We start from the raw sequence: 14,994 nt of genomic DNA on the forward strand, positions 1-14,994 counted from the left end.
TGTGGGTTGAGTTCTGAGCTTTACCCGAATTCCAAAAAACTATAGCTTTCAAGGTAGACTCGGTTTATATGAAGAAAAATTAACTAAGATCAAATCCTCCTTACTATATTGCAAACCACTTATCCCTACCTGCTATCTCCCCTACTGGAATTGTTTTAGATGCCACAATATCCTTACATCTAGCTTCTGCAGCTGCAACCAAAAATCCAGGATAGCGATCAGGGTGTTCAGCAATTTCTTCAGCAAGATCAGTTGGTAAAGGGTTGTTTTCTGCTCTTCTAGCAACGCGACGTGCAAACAAGTAGGAAGCGTATTCCTCTGATATTGCTCCTTTAGCATAACTTTGAGCAATCACTTGCAATACAGGACGCCAATCAGTTTCATTTCTTTGAAGAAGATCAAGTGCAAACTCCTGGCAGAGTTTCAGTACTAATGGATCAGATTCAGTATACACACCAAGATATAAAGCATAGAGCTTTCTTTTACTTTGTTCTTTCGCACGTAACGTAAATAAAGTAACAGTTCTTGCACCCAAAATTTTTGGCATTGAATCTACATTAAAGTAGATCATGCGCTCGCTCAAGCCTTGTATTAGAGCAATTGTATCTTCTACAGAGCGATACAGACGTTGCCAGTTGTCAAGGGATAATTTTTCAATGTAATAATCTATCGATATAGCCAACTTTTCTAAGGTTTTTGAACTACCCCAGGTTACAAGAACTAATGTAATAAACATAGCATCCAGTTCGTTATTCACTTTATCAAACTGTTGCTGCCACCAACTTGGCCTACCAGCTTGCAATCTTGCATAACGCGTTCGTCGGCATAAGGATTTTGAGTGTTCAAGAAGTTCATGGAATTCTTTACATGTTTCACCTTTAGATTTAATACCACTACTTATATTTGCAAGATGAAACAATGCCCAGTAATCCCCGCAAACTTCACGAGCTTTTTCAATGAGATTGTCCCAAGGAGTAATATCAGTTGCCCATTCTTGAACACTACGATGTGATTCCTTTTCAGATGTTTCTACAATCTTGTAATACTCAGAAACTTCTGGAAATTCAGGCATAGATTGGACGGTTTCTCTGTTAAGAGATTGTAAGAAATGTCTACCATGATTAACTAGGTGTGAAAGCTCATGTTTCCAAATTTAAAAAAGTGTAAAATTTAAATTCCTTGCCTTGAAAGCTACTGCATATCGACTTCCGTCAATCGAGTGACTGAATAGCTCTATAAAGCTACTTATTTGAATGTTTCGACGATTATCAGCTACAATATTCCTCTGTAAAATTTGATCTATAGTTAAAAGAAAGTTTTTCTCCGTCATTTCGCAATAATCAAATCGCCGCATTTTAAAAAGAAGAGACACACATTTTGAGCGATTAACTTCATCTGATAAAATATTTTTTATATCAGCCAAATTAATTTTATTCAAAATACCCAAATAGTATCCATACTCAAGCCAATCACCTTGTTGAATACTATTTTGACTACAAAAATAGCTCTTCCATAAAATTAAAATTTCATCTGGTGTGGCATTTACTCTGATTAAATCTATTATTTCTAATGCATAGTCTTTAGGAGGAATTTTCTCTAGGATCTTGAAGCAATGATTGATTAGTTCTTCTTGTCCACAATCTTTTGGAAGTAAGAGAGGGTTTCCTAACCCAAGGCGGCGGCTATTGGAGGGTAATACATATCGCAATCCAATCCCATCTAGTATCAGTTCAACAACAGCCTTAACAGATTTAGGATGTTGCTTAAATACCCAGTCAGAAAGTAGAGTAGCTGCTAATATCCTTGGATGACTAATTAGTCGATATCCTTTCTGTTCAATTAAATCTTGTAACCTGTCAATTAGGGAAGGGAGTTCACCTTTTGTGTAGCAGCCAGCATAAAATCTTGTAACGTTGAACCAGTAAAAATTACGTGCTATCGCATCAAAACGATCAGGCAATGTCCCCGTTTTTTCATTTCCAGTTGGAGAATAAGGAGCAGTATCATAAAGGTATCGCGCCGTAAAGTATTCTCGCAGTGGTTGAACTTCAAATTCATACATACCTTCAACACGTTGTACCAGGGCCATTATGCGTTCTACCATGCCCCTAAATAATTCGTCTAACAATGATTTAGAATGACCTTCATCATCAAGATATTTTGAAAGAAGTTCATAAAGTTTATCTTTAGAGATGCTACCATTACCTCCCTGTTCTGCTTCTGTATGAAGTATCCAAGCAAAATATCTTTGAACATTTATTAAAAGTTCCCGGTGGTCACGAACTATTGGAGTCTTTGCTGCTTCACGATCTAGAAAATGCTTTATATAATCATCGTAAAGAGCCGTTCGTTTTTCTGGAAGCGATAAACCTTGACTACGAATAAGGCTTAGTAATATTGTCAACTGCATTGGATTTTTAGATAAATCGCGCAGATGTGGTTGATTTAGCTTTTCTTTTATAACCTTTCTAATTTCCGCAGCTTCTTTATTATCAAGCCTTCGTGCCTTAATCCAATTGGTTGTATATTCATCAATTAGAGTACGAGTTAGTGAATCAAGCTGATAGTGTGGAAACTTATCCTGTGGAAGACCAGGGGAATTAGCAAATGCTGCTGGACGACTTGTTACAATTACTTGAAGTGATTCAGCCATTGATTCAAGACGATTTACACCATTAATAATTTCATTAACAACTTCTTGCCTTTTTGAGATATCAGCAACTTCATCAAGCCCGTCAAAAACTAGTAAAACTGGACTAAGTTTCATGACAGCACGTAAATCACTGACATCAAACTCACCACCGCCTGAATCATGCCGTACCAAAGCAGCAAGAAATGATTCTAAAGATTTTTGCCAATTAGAAGGTAGTTCATCTTCTTCATCAACTGAAAAAGGATTTTTTTTATCAAGCCAAGTTGCCAAATCTCTCAAATCAATTTTGAATGGTAGACGAACTGGAGAATATCTATGTATTGGAGGCAATTTTTCTAACGTTTCATCTTTATGATCTGTTGATAAAGAACGTAATACTTCATCGTTGCCCAATACTCTCATCCGATGTACTTGGCACACATATTGAGTTATTGTTGATTTACCTTGTCCTGGCGCACCTTCGATAACTATTAGAGGGATATCTTGTTGAACCAACATATCTAGTAAAAATGTTGCTGCACCTACTATTTCTCGTTCTTCTGTTCTAGTGCCAGAGTAGAAATTCATATCACTAGAATTAGAATTTACTGATGTATTTCTACTTCTTTCGATCTTTGAAGCAATCTCATGATAAGTTATATATAATTTAATTTCTTTTTTGCCATTTGTATCCCTTTGTGGGGGAGAAATTGGAACATCTATAAATAAATCCAACAGTCTATTTTGCAGTTCCACCTGTCTGAATTTGACCTCTTGCTCTTGACAAAATTGATGTTTCACAAAAGAACGAATTGCATCAGACCTGCGCTCACTATTTTCTGAAAGCCTAGACTCAATAACTGATCGAATTAAGTCTGGGCCTGTCATCAACTCAGGATATACCCACTTTAGATCCCAAGAGCTATCCAGTCGGCGGTTTAAATCATCAAGCCACCAGCACATGGATGGTACACCAAGCTTATTAAGTAGTTGATTAGCTTTATCTATGGAGCCTGAGTCAGGATGTGCGGTTCCGGGAACATTAGTAATCAAGACAAACTTAGTTGCTCCCTTGGGAATTTGCTTCTTAAGTTTTGGTGCTTCCTCCTCTAAAATTCCTACCAGCCATTTATGAGGATCAGGTAGTGCAAAGGGCCGTTTTACCCACTTGATTTGGTACATTATGAAACTGCGGTCAGAATCTATTCCCAAATAAGCCACCGCATCTCGTCCCCCATCTGGTTGTGCAACCGGAAAACATTGGACGTTGGGATGCTCTTTTATCAGTAGTGCTTGGCATAACTGCTGGAACTTTTCTGGATCTAAATTTTCAAATGGGTAATTCATTTATCTCTATCACTGAGGGTATATTTTGCAACTATTTACATTTTAGCAGGCTACCACTACACTTTTACTCTGTGTAATGGTAGCGATTTCACTCGTCGCTCAACTAACAACTGACATTAATAGCCAGATGGACAATAAATAAATAGCCAATAGGTCTATGTCAACTCATACAAAGCCTTGTTAACTTAACTCTAAGGCAATCAGAGTTGAGTACATAATGGCTACCAAAACACTGACCAAACCGAAGCGCAAACAAAGCTCTCAAACTCGCTCTTGGGAAAACCTGACAGACCGCCGTAAACTCCGCCATATAGAAAACACACTCGATAAAGCCATTTCTGAGTCAATTCAGAACGATTCTATCCAGTCCCATCAAGACTTTAAAGACTGTGTAGAAAACTACAGCCAGGAATCAGGGAAAGCCCCCATAACCGTAGAACTTTGCGTAGGAGGTGACGATGATGACGAGATTAGAGGCTATCGCTTCTACCTCACCAGTGACCCTGGACACAGAACCAGTGGTAAATACCTGATTAAAAACCTCGAAGGAATTACCAACAAAGACGAAAACTACTTTACCCCTTCCAACATTGCCGAAATTTGCGGTTTTGCAGAAACAGAACTAGATGATTTAGATGATGAATTAGAAGATGACCTACTCGATTTAGAAGAAGAAAACGAAGAAATAGATGATATTGAAGACGAATTAGACGACCTATTAAACGACGATTTCAACAATGAACTAGATGACCCAGACGACTTAGATGAAGAAGACGAATTACCTGTTAGTCGTGTTAGTGTAGCCCCAACTAAACCTCAATCCAAAACTGTAACTAAACCCCAAAGCAAGTCCCAACCCAAAACACCAACTAAAACTCAAGATAAAACCCAAACAAATAAAACTGCTACCAAAAAATCTAAATCCCAGGAACCACTAGACGAAGCTTCCCGTTTAAGTGCCACAGCAGCCACCAATGGACGAGAAGTAAATGGGGTAAATTTGGGAGGATTAGCGGGACAATTGGCAACTTTAGGAATTGCTGTCGGACAAGGAGTTTTAGAACAACTCGCAGCCGAAGCTGACGAAAAACGGCTAGAACGAATTCTTAAACAACTACAAAAACAGAATGACCGAGTTGATAACCTCACCAGTCGCTTACAGGAAATAAAGCCTGACTCATCGGAATTTCAAGATTCTCAAACTTCTTCAAATTCTCAAACTTCTTCAAATTCTCAAACTTCTCCAAATTCTCAAACTTCTCCAAATTCCCCAACTTCTTCAACTTCTCGAACTTCTTTAAATTCCCCAACTTCTCAAGATTATCAAGTTGTATCTGAAGCATCCACAGCAGATAATCCAGTGGCTGTAGCTACTATGAAAATCGGCTCTAAAGTAGATAAATTGGGTTCTCAATTAGACCCCAATAATCAGTCGCAACCTTTTGAGTTAGATAAAGATGCCAGCATTACAGAACAACTCCAGCAAATTGAAGATTACTTGCAAATTATCTCCAAGCGACTTTACCGTTTAGAAATGGTAGTTAGTCGCCTCGAAAAACAAATGGCAGCACAACAAAACAGTTCTGTAATTACATCAGAAAGTGCTAAAGAAACTGTTCAATTTAACTCTAATAACCAACCAGAAAATGATGTTTTAGGATATCTAGCAAAACGCCAAGATAAGCAACAACAAATAGCTTGTGGTGAGGCTTTAGTTGGATTTGCTAATGTTGCCAGTGAGTTATTAGACCAATCACCTGAAGATGGTATTGCCATTTCCAGTAATAAAACTTTAACAGTCAAACAACAAGGAGTAAAACAACAGGGTAAACAAACAGCACAAACAGGGATATCTGCGGACGTAGCTATTGCTTTGGAGAATACCCAAGGGGAAACACTTTTTGCGGGTACTTGCACTCAGGGACAGTGGACAATTACACAAGATAATCTCACCGCTGAGGAAAAAACTGGCATTTGTAAACTACCACAGTCAAAACAAGAATATGCCCTTAAAGCTACCACCCAAGAATTGATTCAAAAGTTTCAAACACAACTACCTCACAAATTTAATGGTGATGATGAACCCACCTTTACCTGGGCTGAAAAAGGCAAAGCTAAGTACGATTTTGAAATAGTAAAACTGTCTAATGGTACACAACTACTTCAAGGATTTAACCCTAACCGTGATAACGAACAAGTGCTTGATGCAGCTTTAGTACCAGGAGAACCCCCGGAGATTAGACAATGCAGTATACCACTACGAGAAATGGAAGCATTACTAGATAATCACCAATCAAATCGTTCTAACCAAGCTGATATAAATAACACCAAAAAGCCGAAAAAACAAATTAAAAATCAAAACAAAAAATCAGAAATGCAAGTTTAGAGTTACAGTGAAAAATCAGCAATTAGCAGTCATAAACAGATGACTGAATACGTACATTTTAGCGAAACGAGAAATCAAAGAAGTCAGTTTGATTTGAAACAGTTGAATTTTACCGAGAAAAGAAAGATGAATAACACACAATCTCGCAATTCTCAGTTTAAATTACTGCCATCTGCTAATTTAGTAAGAAACCTGAAAAACCTGAAAATAAACCGCACCGACTTAATCCTTATTTTCATATCTCTAGCAATAGCAATTTATTTATTGGCTACAAAACCCATATTTGTAACCATTTTGGGATGTGCCAGCATTGTTTTCTTGAGTATCGGCTACGTAATACGCACAGTACCAATTTTAGAAAAGTATTTAGGCAGAAAAATTCGCTTTTGGCATATTGTTACTGCAATTATCACAATAACCGCTTTACTTGATACCCTGACAACTCCCGCCCATGCCATTTTTTTAAACAGTTTAGAACAGTTTTTCGTCACTTTAGCCCAACAAAGTTCACAAGCTGGAGGTGGTGGTGCTGCCACACTTGATGCCAACGTTGTTGGTTTAACATTTAACCTAATTAGAGGTGCATTTTTATTACTCGTTGCTGCTGCTTCTTTATTTGCCTATAACCAAGCACAACAAGGTAATGATTGGCGACCAATTGTGACTCAGGTTGGTTTAGCTTTTGCAATTGTCATTGCCATAGATGTAATCACTTTCATCTTTATTGGCAATGGTATAGGAGGTGGTGTTTAAGTTCACAAGTCAAAAATCAAAAGTCAAAAGTATTACCTCTTGATACAGCACTTTTGGAGTAAATGAGGTACACCAATTTTAAAAGGTAGTTTAAAACTTGAATTTCAATGGGTACTGTACCTCATAAACCTTGAATTTTAAGGCTAAAAGTTTTTGATGGTATAAATCCCCATTACAAAAACAGCCTCCTGCCTCCTGCCTTCGTTAACAGTTATGAAAAACAATCTGCATAACGAATTTATCAAAGTTAATCGGATTTTAGGTAAACAGGCCAGCATTGGACCAATACCAGCAGACCAACTAGGTCCTTGGATAGCCATCATTATAATTTCTTATACCATCACCAATGGTTTCCTCAGTTTAGGAATGGGTTGGTTTTTCGCCACATCATTCTGGCTCATTGTCAGTTGGTGGATTTTAACCGGCAACCAACCCCATCAATTCCTAGATAGATGGCGTAAACCACCCGGAAATGAATGGTACAACGCCAACAATATCTACATTTCACCCATACCAGAAAACCGTCCTCCTTGGGTACGTCATCGTTACAGTGATTCACAAATCAACATTCGACATAAACCCCTAATTGTACCAAATCAATATGGAGGTAAAAACAGATTTATGCCCTTTCAAAATGAAGTAAATATCTGTTGTATTGCAGAAATTAAAAAAGATGACCGAGAAATTGCAGCTTTATTATTAGAACAAGGAAAATCACAATATCAACTCATATTTGGATTTCAAATTGCTGGACTACACGACATATTGCATGAAAGTGAAATCAGCGAATTTGCCCATGCTATTACCGAAGGAATGAAAGATATACCACCAGCAGAGCGCATAACTTTTTGTACAGGCTGTTACAGTGATAATACTCAACGGCAAACCCAACTTCATACATTAGCAGATGATTGTCACCTCAAACCCATATCTGTTCTCATTCGCAACGAACAACTACGAATAGAAGAATTGAAAAATGCAGGTACACGCCAACAGTGGCAGCAAATAGCCTTTTGTACCTGGACAAGTGATCAACAAGGTAGTTCCCAGCAAAAAGATTTTGTCGGTGCTGTGATTGAAAAATGCCGTAATCTTGGCACTTGGGTAGTAGAATCAATTACAGGCAATAAACGCATATACCAAGAAACATTCTTCAAAAAGCTATTACTGCAAGGCTTTCAACAGGGATTTATTCAATGGGAAGTGTTACTAAATACGAAAATTGGCTTAGAAGTCACACCTTGTAGTGCAGGTGATTTATGGCAATGGTTGTGGAATAGATTTAACGAAGGTGTTGCACCTGCCATTCCCCAAGTTATCACCCTAGAAGAAACCGCCACAGGACTACAACTCACAGAAACTGTAACCACAGACAAACATATCTGCACACTACTAATTGAAGGTACACAAGGACGTTCCGCAAGTCCTGAACATCGTGGAGATTATGATCGAGTTTATCTCACAGGCAAGGGTCAAGTCTGCGGTGTGATAACAATGACAGACCCGCCACTGGGTTGGACAAATGCTCAAGAACAACTCAAGTGGATGTGGAAAATACTGTCTTCCAGCTATGTCCATGATACAGAAGCATGGATAGAAATTAGCCGTGGTAATGACTTTTTCATTCAAGACAACTTAGCGCGTCAAGCCAAGCAATCTAAAGTAGCCCGCACCATTGCCATAACTAAAGGCCAGGGACGTGACATTGGTGCAGAAATCAAGCAAGAAGAATCTTTTGAAGCACAACGGCGGTTGTATGAAGGTACAAAAGCTCTACATTGTGCGCCAGTCTTTTTAGTATATCGTCATAGTGCCGAGGAATTAACTCATGCTTGCAATCTACTGGCTAACAGTTTTGAAACCGCCAAGGTACTTAGAGAACGCAATATTGCTTGGGAAATATGGTTACAAACTTTACCTATCACCTGCAAACGCTTATTACATGATGGTAATTTGAGTGAGCGCCGGTTAACACTTGATACTCAAACAATTGCTGGATTGATGCCTCTGACCATTCCTAAAGATATTGACCAGCAAGGTGTAGAGTTTTTGACTAGTCGTGGTGGTAAACCCATTTACGTAGATTTGTTTCATCAACAAATCGGACGGGCTTTAATTACAGGTACTTCTGGCTCAGGCAAGAGTGTTTTGGGGTGGCGGTTTGCAGAAGAAGCCTTAGTGAACAATATTCCCGTAGTCGGGATGGATATTTCCGCAGGTGGTAACAGCACTTTTAAAACAGCAATTGAATTACTGGGTGAACAAGGTGCATATTATGACATTTCTAGTGGCAGTAGTAATTTATTAGAACCACCGGATTTGCGTCGGTTTGATAAGCCAGAACGGGAACGGCGGATGGAATCTTGGAAGGATTTTATACGTAAGGCTTTGGTAGCTATTGCAATGGGTAAAGTCGAAAATCCCCACTTAGCCCAACGAGTTGATGCAATGCTAGTCAAGGCTTTGGATGTGTTTCTTAAAGACGCAGATATGATTGCTCGCTATAACCGTGCATTTTCCAGGGGTTGGCTTTCCGCAGAATGGCAGCAAATACCCACGTTACCGGATTTTGTGAAGTTTTGTACTAGAGAACGTTTAAATCTGCGTTCATTTGAAGAGATTGACCGCCAAGCACTGAACCAAATTCAAAATCAGGTGACTGCATTACTGGCATCTAGGTTAGGGAAAGCGATCGCCCGTCCAAGTACATTTTCCCCTGAACCAGCGATTAAATTCTTTGCTCTGAGTGGATTAACTAACGAACAAGATGCTTACTTGATGGCGATTAATGCCCATACTGCTTGCATCCGCAATGCGTTATCCCACCCCAAAAGTTTGTTTATTGGTGATGAGCTTTCAGTGCTTTTACGTAAAGATGGTTTTGCTCAAGTCATAGGTGAAACTTGTGCTACAGGACGCAAGGAAGGTATTGCTGTATTGCTGCTATCTCAAGATCCAGACACCATTTGTGATTGTGCAACAGGTTCTCAAATCATGCAAAACATGACTTACCGAATTACTGGACGGATTACCAGTACAGGGGTTACTTCTTTTCAACGTTATTTGGGTTATCCTGCCCAGATTATTAGCCAGAATGCAACTGAGGCATTTTTACCGCGTATTAGTGACCTTTATTCTTGCTGGTTGGTAGAAACAGGGGGTAGATTTTGGCGTACTCGTTTTTACCCTGGAGAAATGATGCTGGCTAGTGTTGCTAATAACCAAGATGAACGAGAAGCCAGGTCACGGGTGATGGCACAGTATCCAAATACTCCTAAAGGTAGACTGTTAGGACTCAGAGCTTTTACGGATGCTTACATCTGTGCTTTGAAGGAGAACAAAGGTTTTCAGCATATTGGACAGGAGGTATCTACTGTACAAACTATTTCGTTACATTCTCAAGTGAATTCTGGTGAACAGGCTAAAAATCGTTCTTTAATTGCTAGTTAATAAGGGAGCATAGCATTTGTTAGCTGAATACTTACGTCAACAAAGTTGTTTTCTTTCCTTATACCAATTCTGTATAAAGATTCGCCTAATTTCAAGATAAATAAACCACTCAAGACACAGAGAACACAAAGACAGAAAAGATTGCAAAATTAGGCGCATCCTCACAAAGAAATGGTATTACATCAAATTTTTTGAACCATAACGTGAGCCTAAGTTTTCAATTCACAATATCAAATTTTTTGAATCATAACGTGAGTCTAAGTTTTCAATAAATAAATTTCTGAATAATTATGTGTTTTCAATCTAAAATCTAAAATCCAAAAAAGTGTTAGCTGAAGGAATTTTGATTATGAAACTAAAAAGGTAATCCTGAATAATTAGGTATTTTCAATCTAAAATCCAAAATCTAAAAAAGTGTTAGCTGAAGGAATTTTAATTATGAAACTGAAATGGATGTCAATTCAATTCATTACCATGATTTTAGTTTTGAGTATTAGCTCAGTTAATAAACCAACTTTAGCTACTACTCAACCTAACAATACAGCAAACAGCAATCCACTTAACAGCAATAGTATTTTTGTAGAAAATACTGAAAACCAGATTAATAACTTCATCGGAGATGTAACAAACTTTTTCCAAGAAGACTTGTTTAGCCCCATAAGCGATTTGATTAACTCGACAATTGGCGCATTTCAGATTCCCGATATTTCTAAATTGTGGAATCAGATTTTGGGTGGTTCAGCCAGTACAAGCCCTGGTTCTATATTGTCTGAAATTTTGGAAAATAAAACTAATGGTCAAAGTTCTTACGGTATTCGGGAAGATATTGGTAAGGATACTACTAGAAATGTTGTGACTGAAATTGCTAATCAAGCAAGTTTAGGAGAAACAGCCCAAACTCAAATGGCTCAAATTAAGGAAGCTACTCGACAAGACACTCAAGCAATTATCAATTTAGGAGAAGAGTCCCAAAGCTTGGATGTCACCCAACAAATTTTGCAAAACTTGTCTCAACAAACAGCCCTCAATAGTCAAATTAATGAACGAATATTTAAAGAAGCACAGCAAGCAAGAGTTGACCGGGCATTAAACAATACTTTGATTACTCAAACAGCTAAAGAACTTGCAGCTATCAATACTGCTGACAGACGAAAAAGTATAGCCGCTGGTAATGCAATGACTCAACAAGCTGGGTTACTGATGATGCCTGGTGGAGTGACTTTGGGCGACGATAATTAACTTTAAGATCAAAATTCAGCAAGAATCTTAATCATTGAGATAAAAATTTAAAAAATCCTACTGCGGATAAATTTTCAAAGCAGTTACAGCAGTTTTCATGTATTTAGACTACACCCTAAACAACCAATCTATTTTTTCTTTTGTGCCTACTCCGCGAAAAGCCGCTCCCTCTCACAGCTACTTTGTGTCTACCCTCCCGGTGTCTATGGGCGAAACTTTCATTAAAGTGTGGTTCATTTACCTGAAAATAGCTGTAAATAATTTGAGCAAAGCAAAGTTCAATTTTAGCAGCTAAAGCTTTTGAAAAGTATGATGTACTTTATCGCTCAATCATTTCCTGTTACTGGTGGAGAAACTCAAGCTTTAGATATTGTCTCCAGTGCTTTAGAACTATCTCGTGCCACAGTTGAATCATGGAATTTAGTTTGGCAAGTTACCCTAGATCCCTCATCTAGTTTATGGTACGGCTTAATTCGATTGGGTATCACCTTGGGAGCGGCCAGTATCTTGTTTGTGACACTAACAACGGGGAAGGAAATTATTGAAAAACAATCTTGGTCGGAATTAGCAGCTATTTTTGTCTGGCCACTCGTAATTATGATATTTCTTGGTGGTAATGGCAATTTTTTAGCCAAAACCATTTTTTTTATCCGAGGCTTTGCTTATAACCAAGTACAAAATGTGCTAGAAATTCAAGTTAGTGAATTAACATTCAAGGCTGCGATTTCTAATGTAACTATTAGCAGTATTGCCAGACAACAGCTAGAAAATCTTTACAGTGAATGTCAGGGACAAGTTGGAGGGGATTTAATTGAATGCTGGGATTCAAAGCAAGAACAAGCACAAGCAATTGTTACCGAAGCTGAAGAGAAAGCTAAATCTCCACTTCAACCACTACGAGATTTTGCTAAATTTCTTTGGGAACGCACATTGCCCGGTCAGATTGGTACTGCTATTCAATTTGTGAATGACCCTGGCAGTGTATTTCGAGATACTGCTATTCCCATTATTCGTTTAATACTTTATGCCCTACAATGGGGATTTGTAAACATTTTAGAAGCAGCATTATTGCTAACTGCTTTATTTGCACCAATCGCAGTTGGGTTATCACTTTTACCATTGCAAGGTCGTCCTATTTGGGCTTGGTTAACTGGGTTTATTTCTCTGTTTGGTGTCCAACTTGGATACAACATTTTGGTGGGTTTAACAGCCGTTGTCCTGGTCAAATCAGGTGCAGCATTAGCATCTGATGTGGCTTTCATGTTTTTCTTGAGTATCTTTGCGCCAATTTTGGCAATGCTAATAGCGGGAGGTGGAGGAATGGCAATTTATAACGGCATTTCTGCTAATGTCAAAGGTTTAATTGATATTCTTAGTAGTGCTATTGGTACAGCAACTAGTGTTGCTTTGATCCGCAGGGTTTAAGGTATATCCAAAAAATACCGCATTTTTTTTATATCTCACTCAACTGCACACCGTCCTATTGAACTGAGATAGCTATGGAAATCAAACGACTGCAATCACCACTGCTGCCGGAATCCAAAAATTTATTAGCTATTTGTTTTTTGTGTTTAACGGCATTCAATACTCTGATATTTCTGTTAATATTATTCACTGCTTTCAGGGTCAATAAAATTGCTGAACGCAAGACTACCTTTGCTCAATTATTGAATGGTGAAACAATCTACGTTTCTGAACAAGACCGTAATTGGCGCTATCCAGGAGTGATTCAAAAAGTAGTCAGTGATTGGACAACCTTAACATTTAATTGGGATGATAAACTCACTGGTACTAATCAACCAGACCAAGGTGTTCAAGTTGGTAAAAAAGGGCGCATTCCTACAACGGCTTGGTTTGCTTCTCTACTACTAGAACCGGAATTTGCCAAAGCTTCTTTACCTAAGATTGCTGAATTAGTTCCGACTAGTGTTTTTACAGGACAGCTTCGCAGTACAACTATTATTTCCTATCTATCAGAACCGAGAGCAATAAGACTAGGAGAATGGGAAATAGACATGGTTGCTACTCGCATTTTAGTTGACCGCACCACTGGTAGAGATGAGCGTATTTCTTTCAACCGCACATTTACAGTCCAAGCAGTAGAAATTCCCCGTTCTCCGTTAGGAAAAGATGCCCCGTTGGTAGAACAGAAAATTTATGAAATGCGCTCGTCTGGGTTGCAAATTATCAGAATGGTTGAGTTCAATCCTCAGCAACGACGTTAAGTGATCCACAAAATCGGTGATGAATTTTATGTTGTAACTGAGCAAATAAGGGAGGCGGATTTTAAAAATGTTGTTGTTGAATTAGTGCAAAAGATTGGAATATAGGACTTATATTTGATTTTTGTTGGACTAGCCTGCGCTTTGCGCTTACAAACTCAGTACACTTCTCTAGCCTTCTTGCCTTTTCCCTGCCTACACAAATGCCACACAAGCTATTAGGAATAAAACCGGATTCCTATATTTACAATTTCAAACTTTGTCATTGCTGAATTCAGGTGTCAAATTATCTGGCTTTAATTTATGGCTTATGCCATATCAAGCTACGCTATCAAAATTCTTACCTTGGGGCGATTGCTTGAGGCTAATTCATATTTCAATTATGCAAAGTTGAAACTTTGATTCTTTGACAAGACAATTATTTTCGTGAATTCACTCAAAATTACTTGCACTATTAATCAAGGAAAAAACTAAAGTCATGGACAATTCAAATCAAAACCAAGAATTTGACCTTCATGAAAATTATCCTAATTATTCCCTAGAATCCCATACTAATAACGGCAATCATCATTCTAGCCAAACTGCTGTACAAGACGAAGATATCAGTCCTGAAGAAGAGCAAAGATTGGCAGGTTATAATCCTGCTGCAAATCAACTAATTTCTCAAGAATATCGCTTGAAACAAGATCAAGAAGCAGCAGTAGAACGACCGTTAGCAGAAAAACCTGGTGTCCGTCTAGTATCAGTAGTTGCTTTGGTAGGAGTGGTTATTGTTTCTGGTTCAACCCTCTGGTTTGGATTTCTGCAACCAAAACCTCCTGCTAAACAAGCAGCGAAAACCGCTAATCCTTCTCCCAGTAGACATCTCCGAAAAAGAATTAAATTATGGTATAAGAATATAAAAGTGTATTTTTTGGTAAGACGTTATGGGCAGTATATTTGAATATATTCAGAGCAATCCTCAC

At 38.3% G+C, this 14,994-nt stretch carries 9 protein-coding genes; 7 read left to right on the forward strand and 2 right to left on the reverse strand.

The window, feature by feature from the left end:
• Window positions 1–103: 103 nt before the first annotated feature.
• Window positions 104–1,072, reverse strand: a complete 969-nt coding sequence (locus H6G68_RS26920; protein ID WP_199332702.1) for a hypothetical protein — start codon at window positions 1,070–1,072, stop codon at window positions 104–106.
• Between the two features lie 81 nt (window positions 1,073–1,153).
• Entirely contained in the window at window positions 1,154–3,979 is a 2,826-nt protein-coding gene (locus H6G68_RS23475; protein ID WP_199332703.1) for an NACHT domain-containing protein, read from the reverse strand.
• A 217-nt stretch (window positions 3,980–4,196) separates the two neighbouring features.
• On the opposite strand from H6G68_RS23475, the gene H6G68_RS23480 reads away from it, so the two are divergent.
• The 7 genes from H6G68_RS23480 to H6G68_RS23510 all read left to right on the forward strand — a co-directional run bounded on the left by H6G68_RS23480 (window position 4,197) and on the right by H6G68_RS23510 (window position 14,972).
• Window positions 4,197–6,365, forward strand: coding sequence for a hypothetical protein (locus H6G68_RS23480; RefSeq protein ID WP_190908806.1), 2,169 nt, complete (start codon window positions 4,197–4,199; stop codon window positions 6,363–6,365).
• Window positions 6,366–6,491: 126 nt separating this feature from the next.
• Window positions 6,492–7,118, forward strand: coding sequence for a hypothetical protein (locus H6G68_RS23485; RefSeq protein ID WP_190908807.1), 627 nt, complete (start codon window positions 6,492–6,494; stop codon window positions 7,116–7,118).
• 213 nt (window positions 7,119–7,331) lie between these two features.
• Window positions 7,332–10,568, forward strand: coding sequence for a hypothetical protein (locus H6G68_RS23490; RefSeq protein ID WP_190908808.1), 3,237 nt, complete (start codon window positions 7,332–7,334; stop codon window positions 10,566–10,568).
• 438 nt (window positions 10,569–11,006) lie between these two features.
• Complete coding sequence (locus tag H6G68_RS23495; RefSeq protein WP_190908809.1) at window positions 11,007–11,807, forward strand: hypothetical protein; 801 nt, start codon at window positions 11,007–11,009, stop codon at window positions 11,805–11,807.
• 309 nt (window positions 11,808–12,116) lie between these two features.
• A complete protein-coding gene (locus H6G68_RS23500) occupies window positions 12,117–13,232 on the forward strand; it encodes a hypothetical protein (protein ID WP_190908810.1) in 1,116 nt (371 codons plus the stop codon).
• Between the two features lie 74 nt (window positions 13,233–13,306).
• On the forward strand, window positions 13,307–14,032 hold the full coding sequence (locus tag H6G68_RS23505; RefSeq protein WP_190908811.1) for a hypothetical protein: 726 nt from the start codon (window positions 13,307–13,309) through the stop codon (window positions 14,030–14,032).
• A gap of 475 nt (window positions 14,033–14,507) precedes the next feature.
• On the forward strand, window positions 14,508–14,972 hold the full coding sequence (locus H6G68_RS23510; protein WP_242045369.1) for a hypothetical protein: 465 nt from the start codon (window positions 14,508–14,510) through the stop codon (window positions 14,970–14,972).
• Window positions 14,973–14,994 lie beyond the last annotated feature (22 nt).

It is taken from the genome of Anabaena catenula FACHB-362, from assembly GCF_014698735.1.
In the GTDB taxonomy this organism is placed as follows: Bacteria; Cyanobacteriota; Cyanobacteriia; order Cyanobacteriales; family Nostocaceae; genus Anabaena; species Anabaena variabilis_A.

Excerpts from the sequence above, each read along its gene's own strand:
- H6G68_RS26920 (WP_199332702.1), bottom strand. The coding sequence starts at position 1,072 with ATGCCTGAATTTCCAGAAGTTTCTGAGTATTACAAGATTGTAGAAACA.
- H6G68_RS23475 (WP_199332703.1), bottom strand. The coding sequence starts at position 3,979 with ATGAATTACCCATTTGAAAATTTAGATCCAGAAAAGTTCCAGCAGTTA.
- H6G68_RS23480 (WP_190908806.1), top strand. The coding sequence starts at position 4,197 with ATGGCTACCAAAACACTGACCAAACCGAAGCGCAAACAAAGCTCTCAA.
- H6G68_RS23485 (WP_190908807.1), top strand. The coding sequence starts at position 6,492 with ATGAATAACACACAATCTCGCAATTCTCAGTTTAAATTACTGCCATCT.
- H6G68_RS23490 (WP_190908808.1), top strand. The coding sequence starts at position 7,332 with ATGAAAAACAATCTGCATAACGAATTTATCAAAGTTAATCGGATTTTA.
- H6G68_RS23495 (WP_190908809.1), top strand. The coding sequence starts at position 11,007 with ATGAAACTGAAATGGATGTCAATTCAATTCATTACCATGATTTTAGTT.
- H6G68_RS23500 (WP_190908810.1), top strand. The coding sequence starts at position 12,117 with ATGATGTACTTTATCGCTCAATCATTTCCTGTTACTGGTGGAGAAACT.
- H6G68_RS23505 (WP_190908811.1), top strand. The coding sequence starts at position 13,307 with ATGGAAATCAAACGACTGCAATCACCACTGCTGCCGGAATCCAAAAAT.
- H6G68_RS23510 (WP_242045369.1), top strand. The coding sequence starts at position 14,508 with ATGGACAATTCAAATCAAAACCAAGAATTTGACCTTCATGAAAATTAT.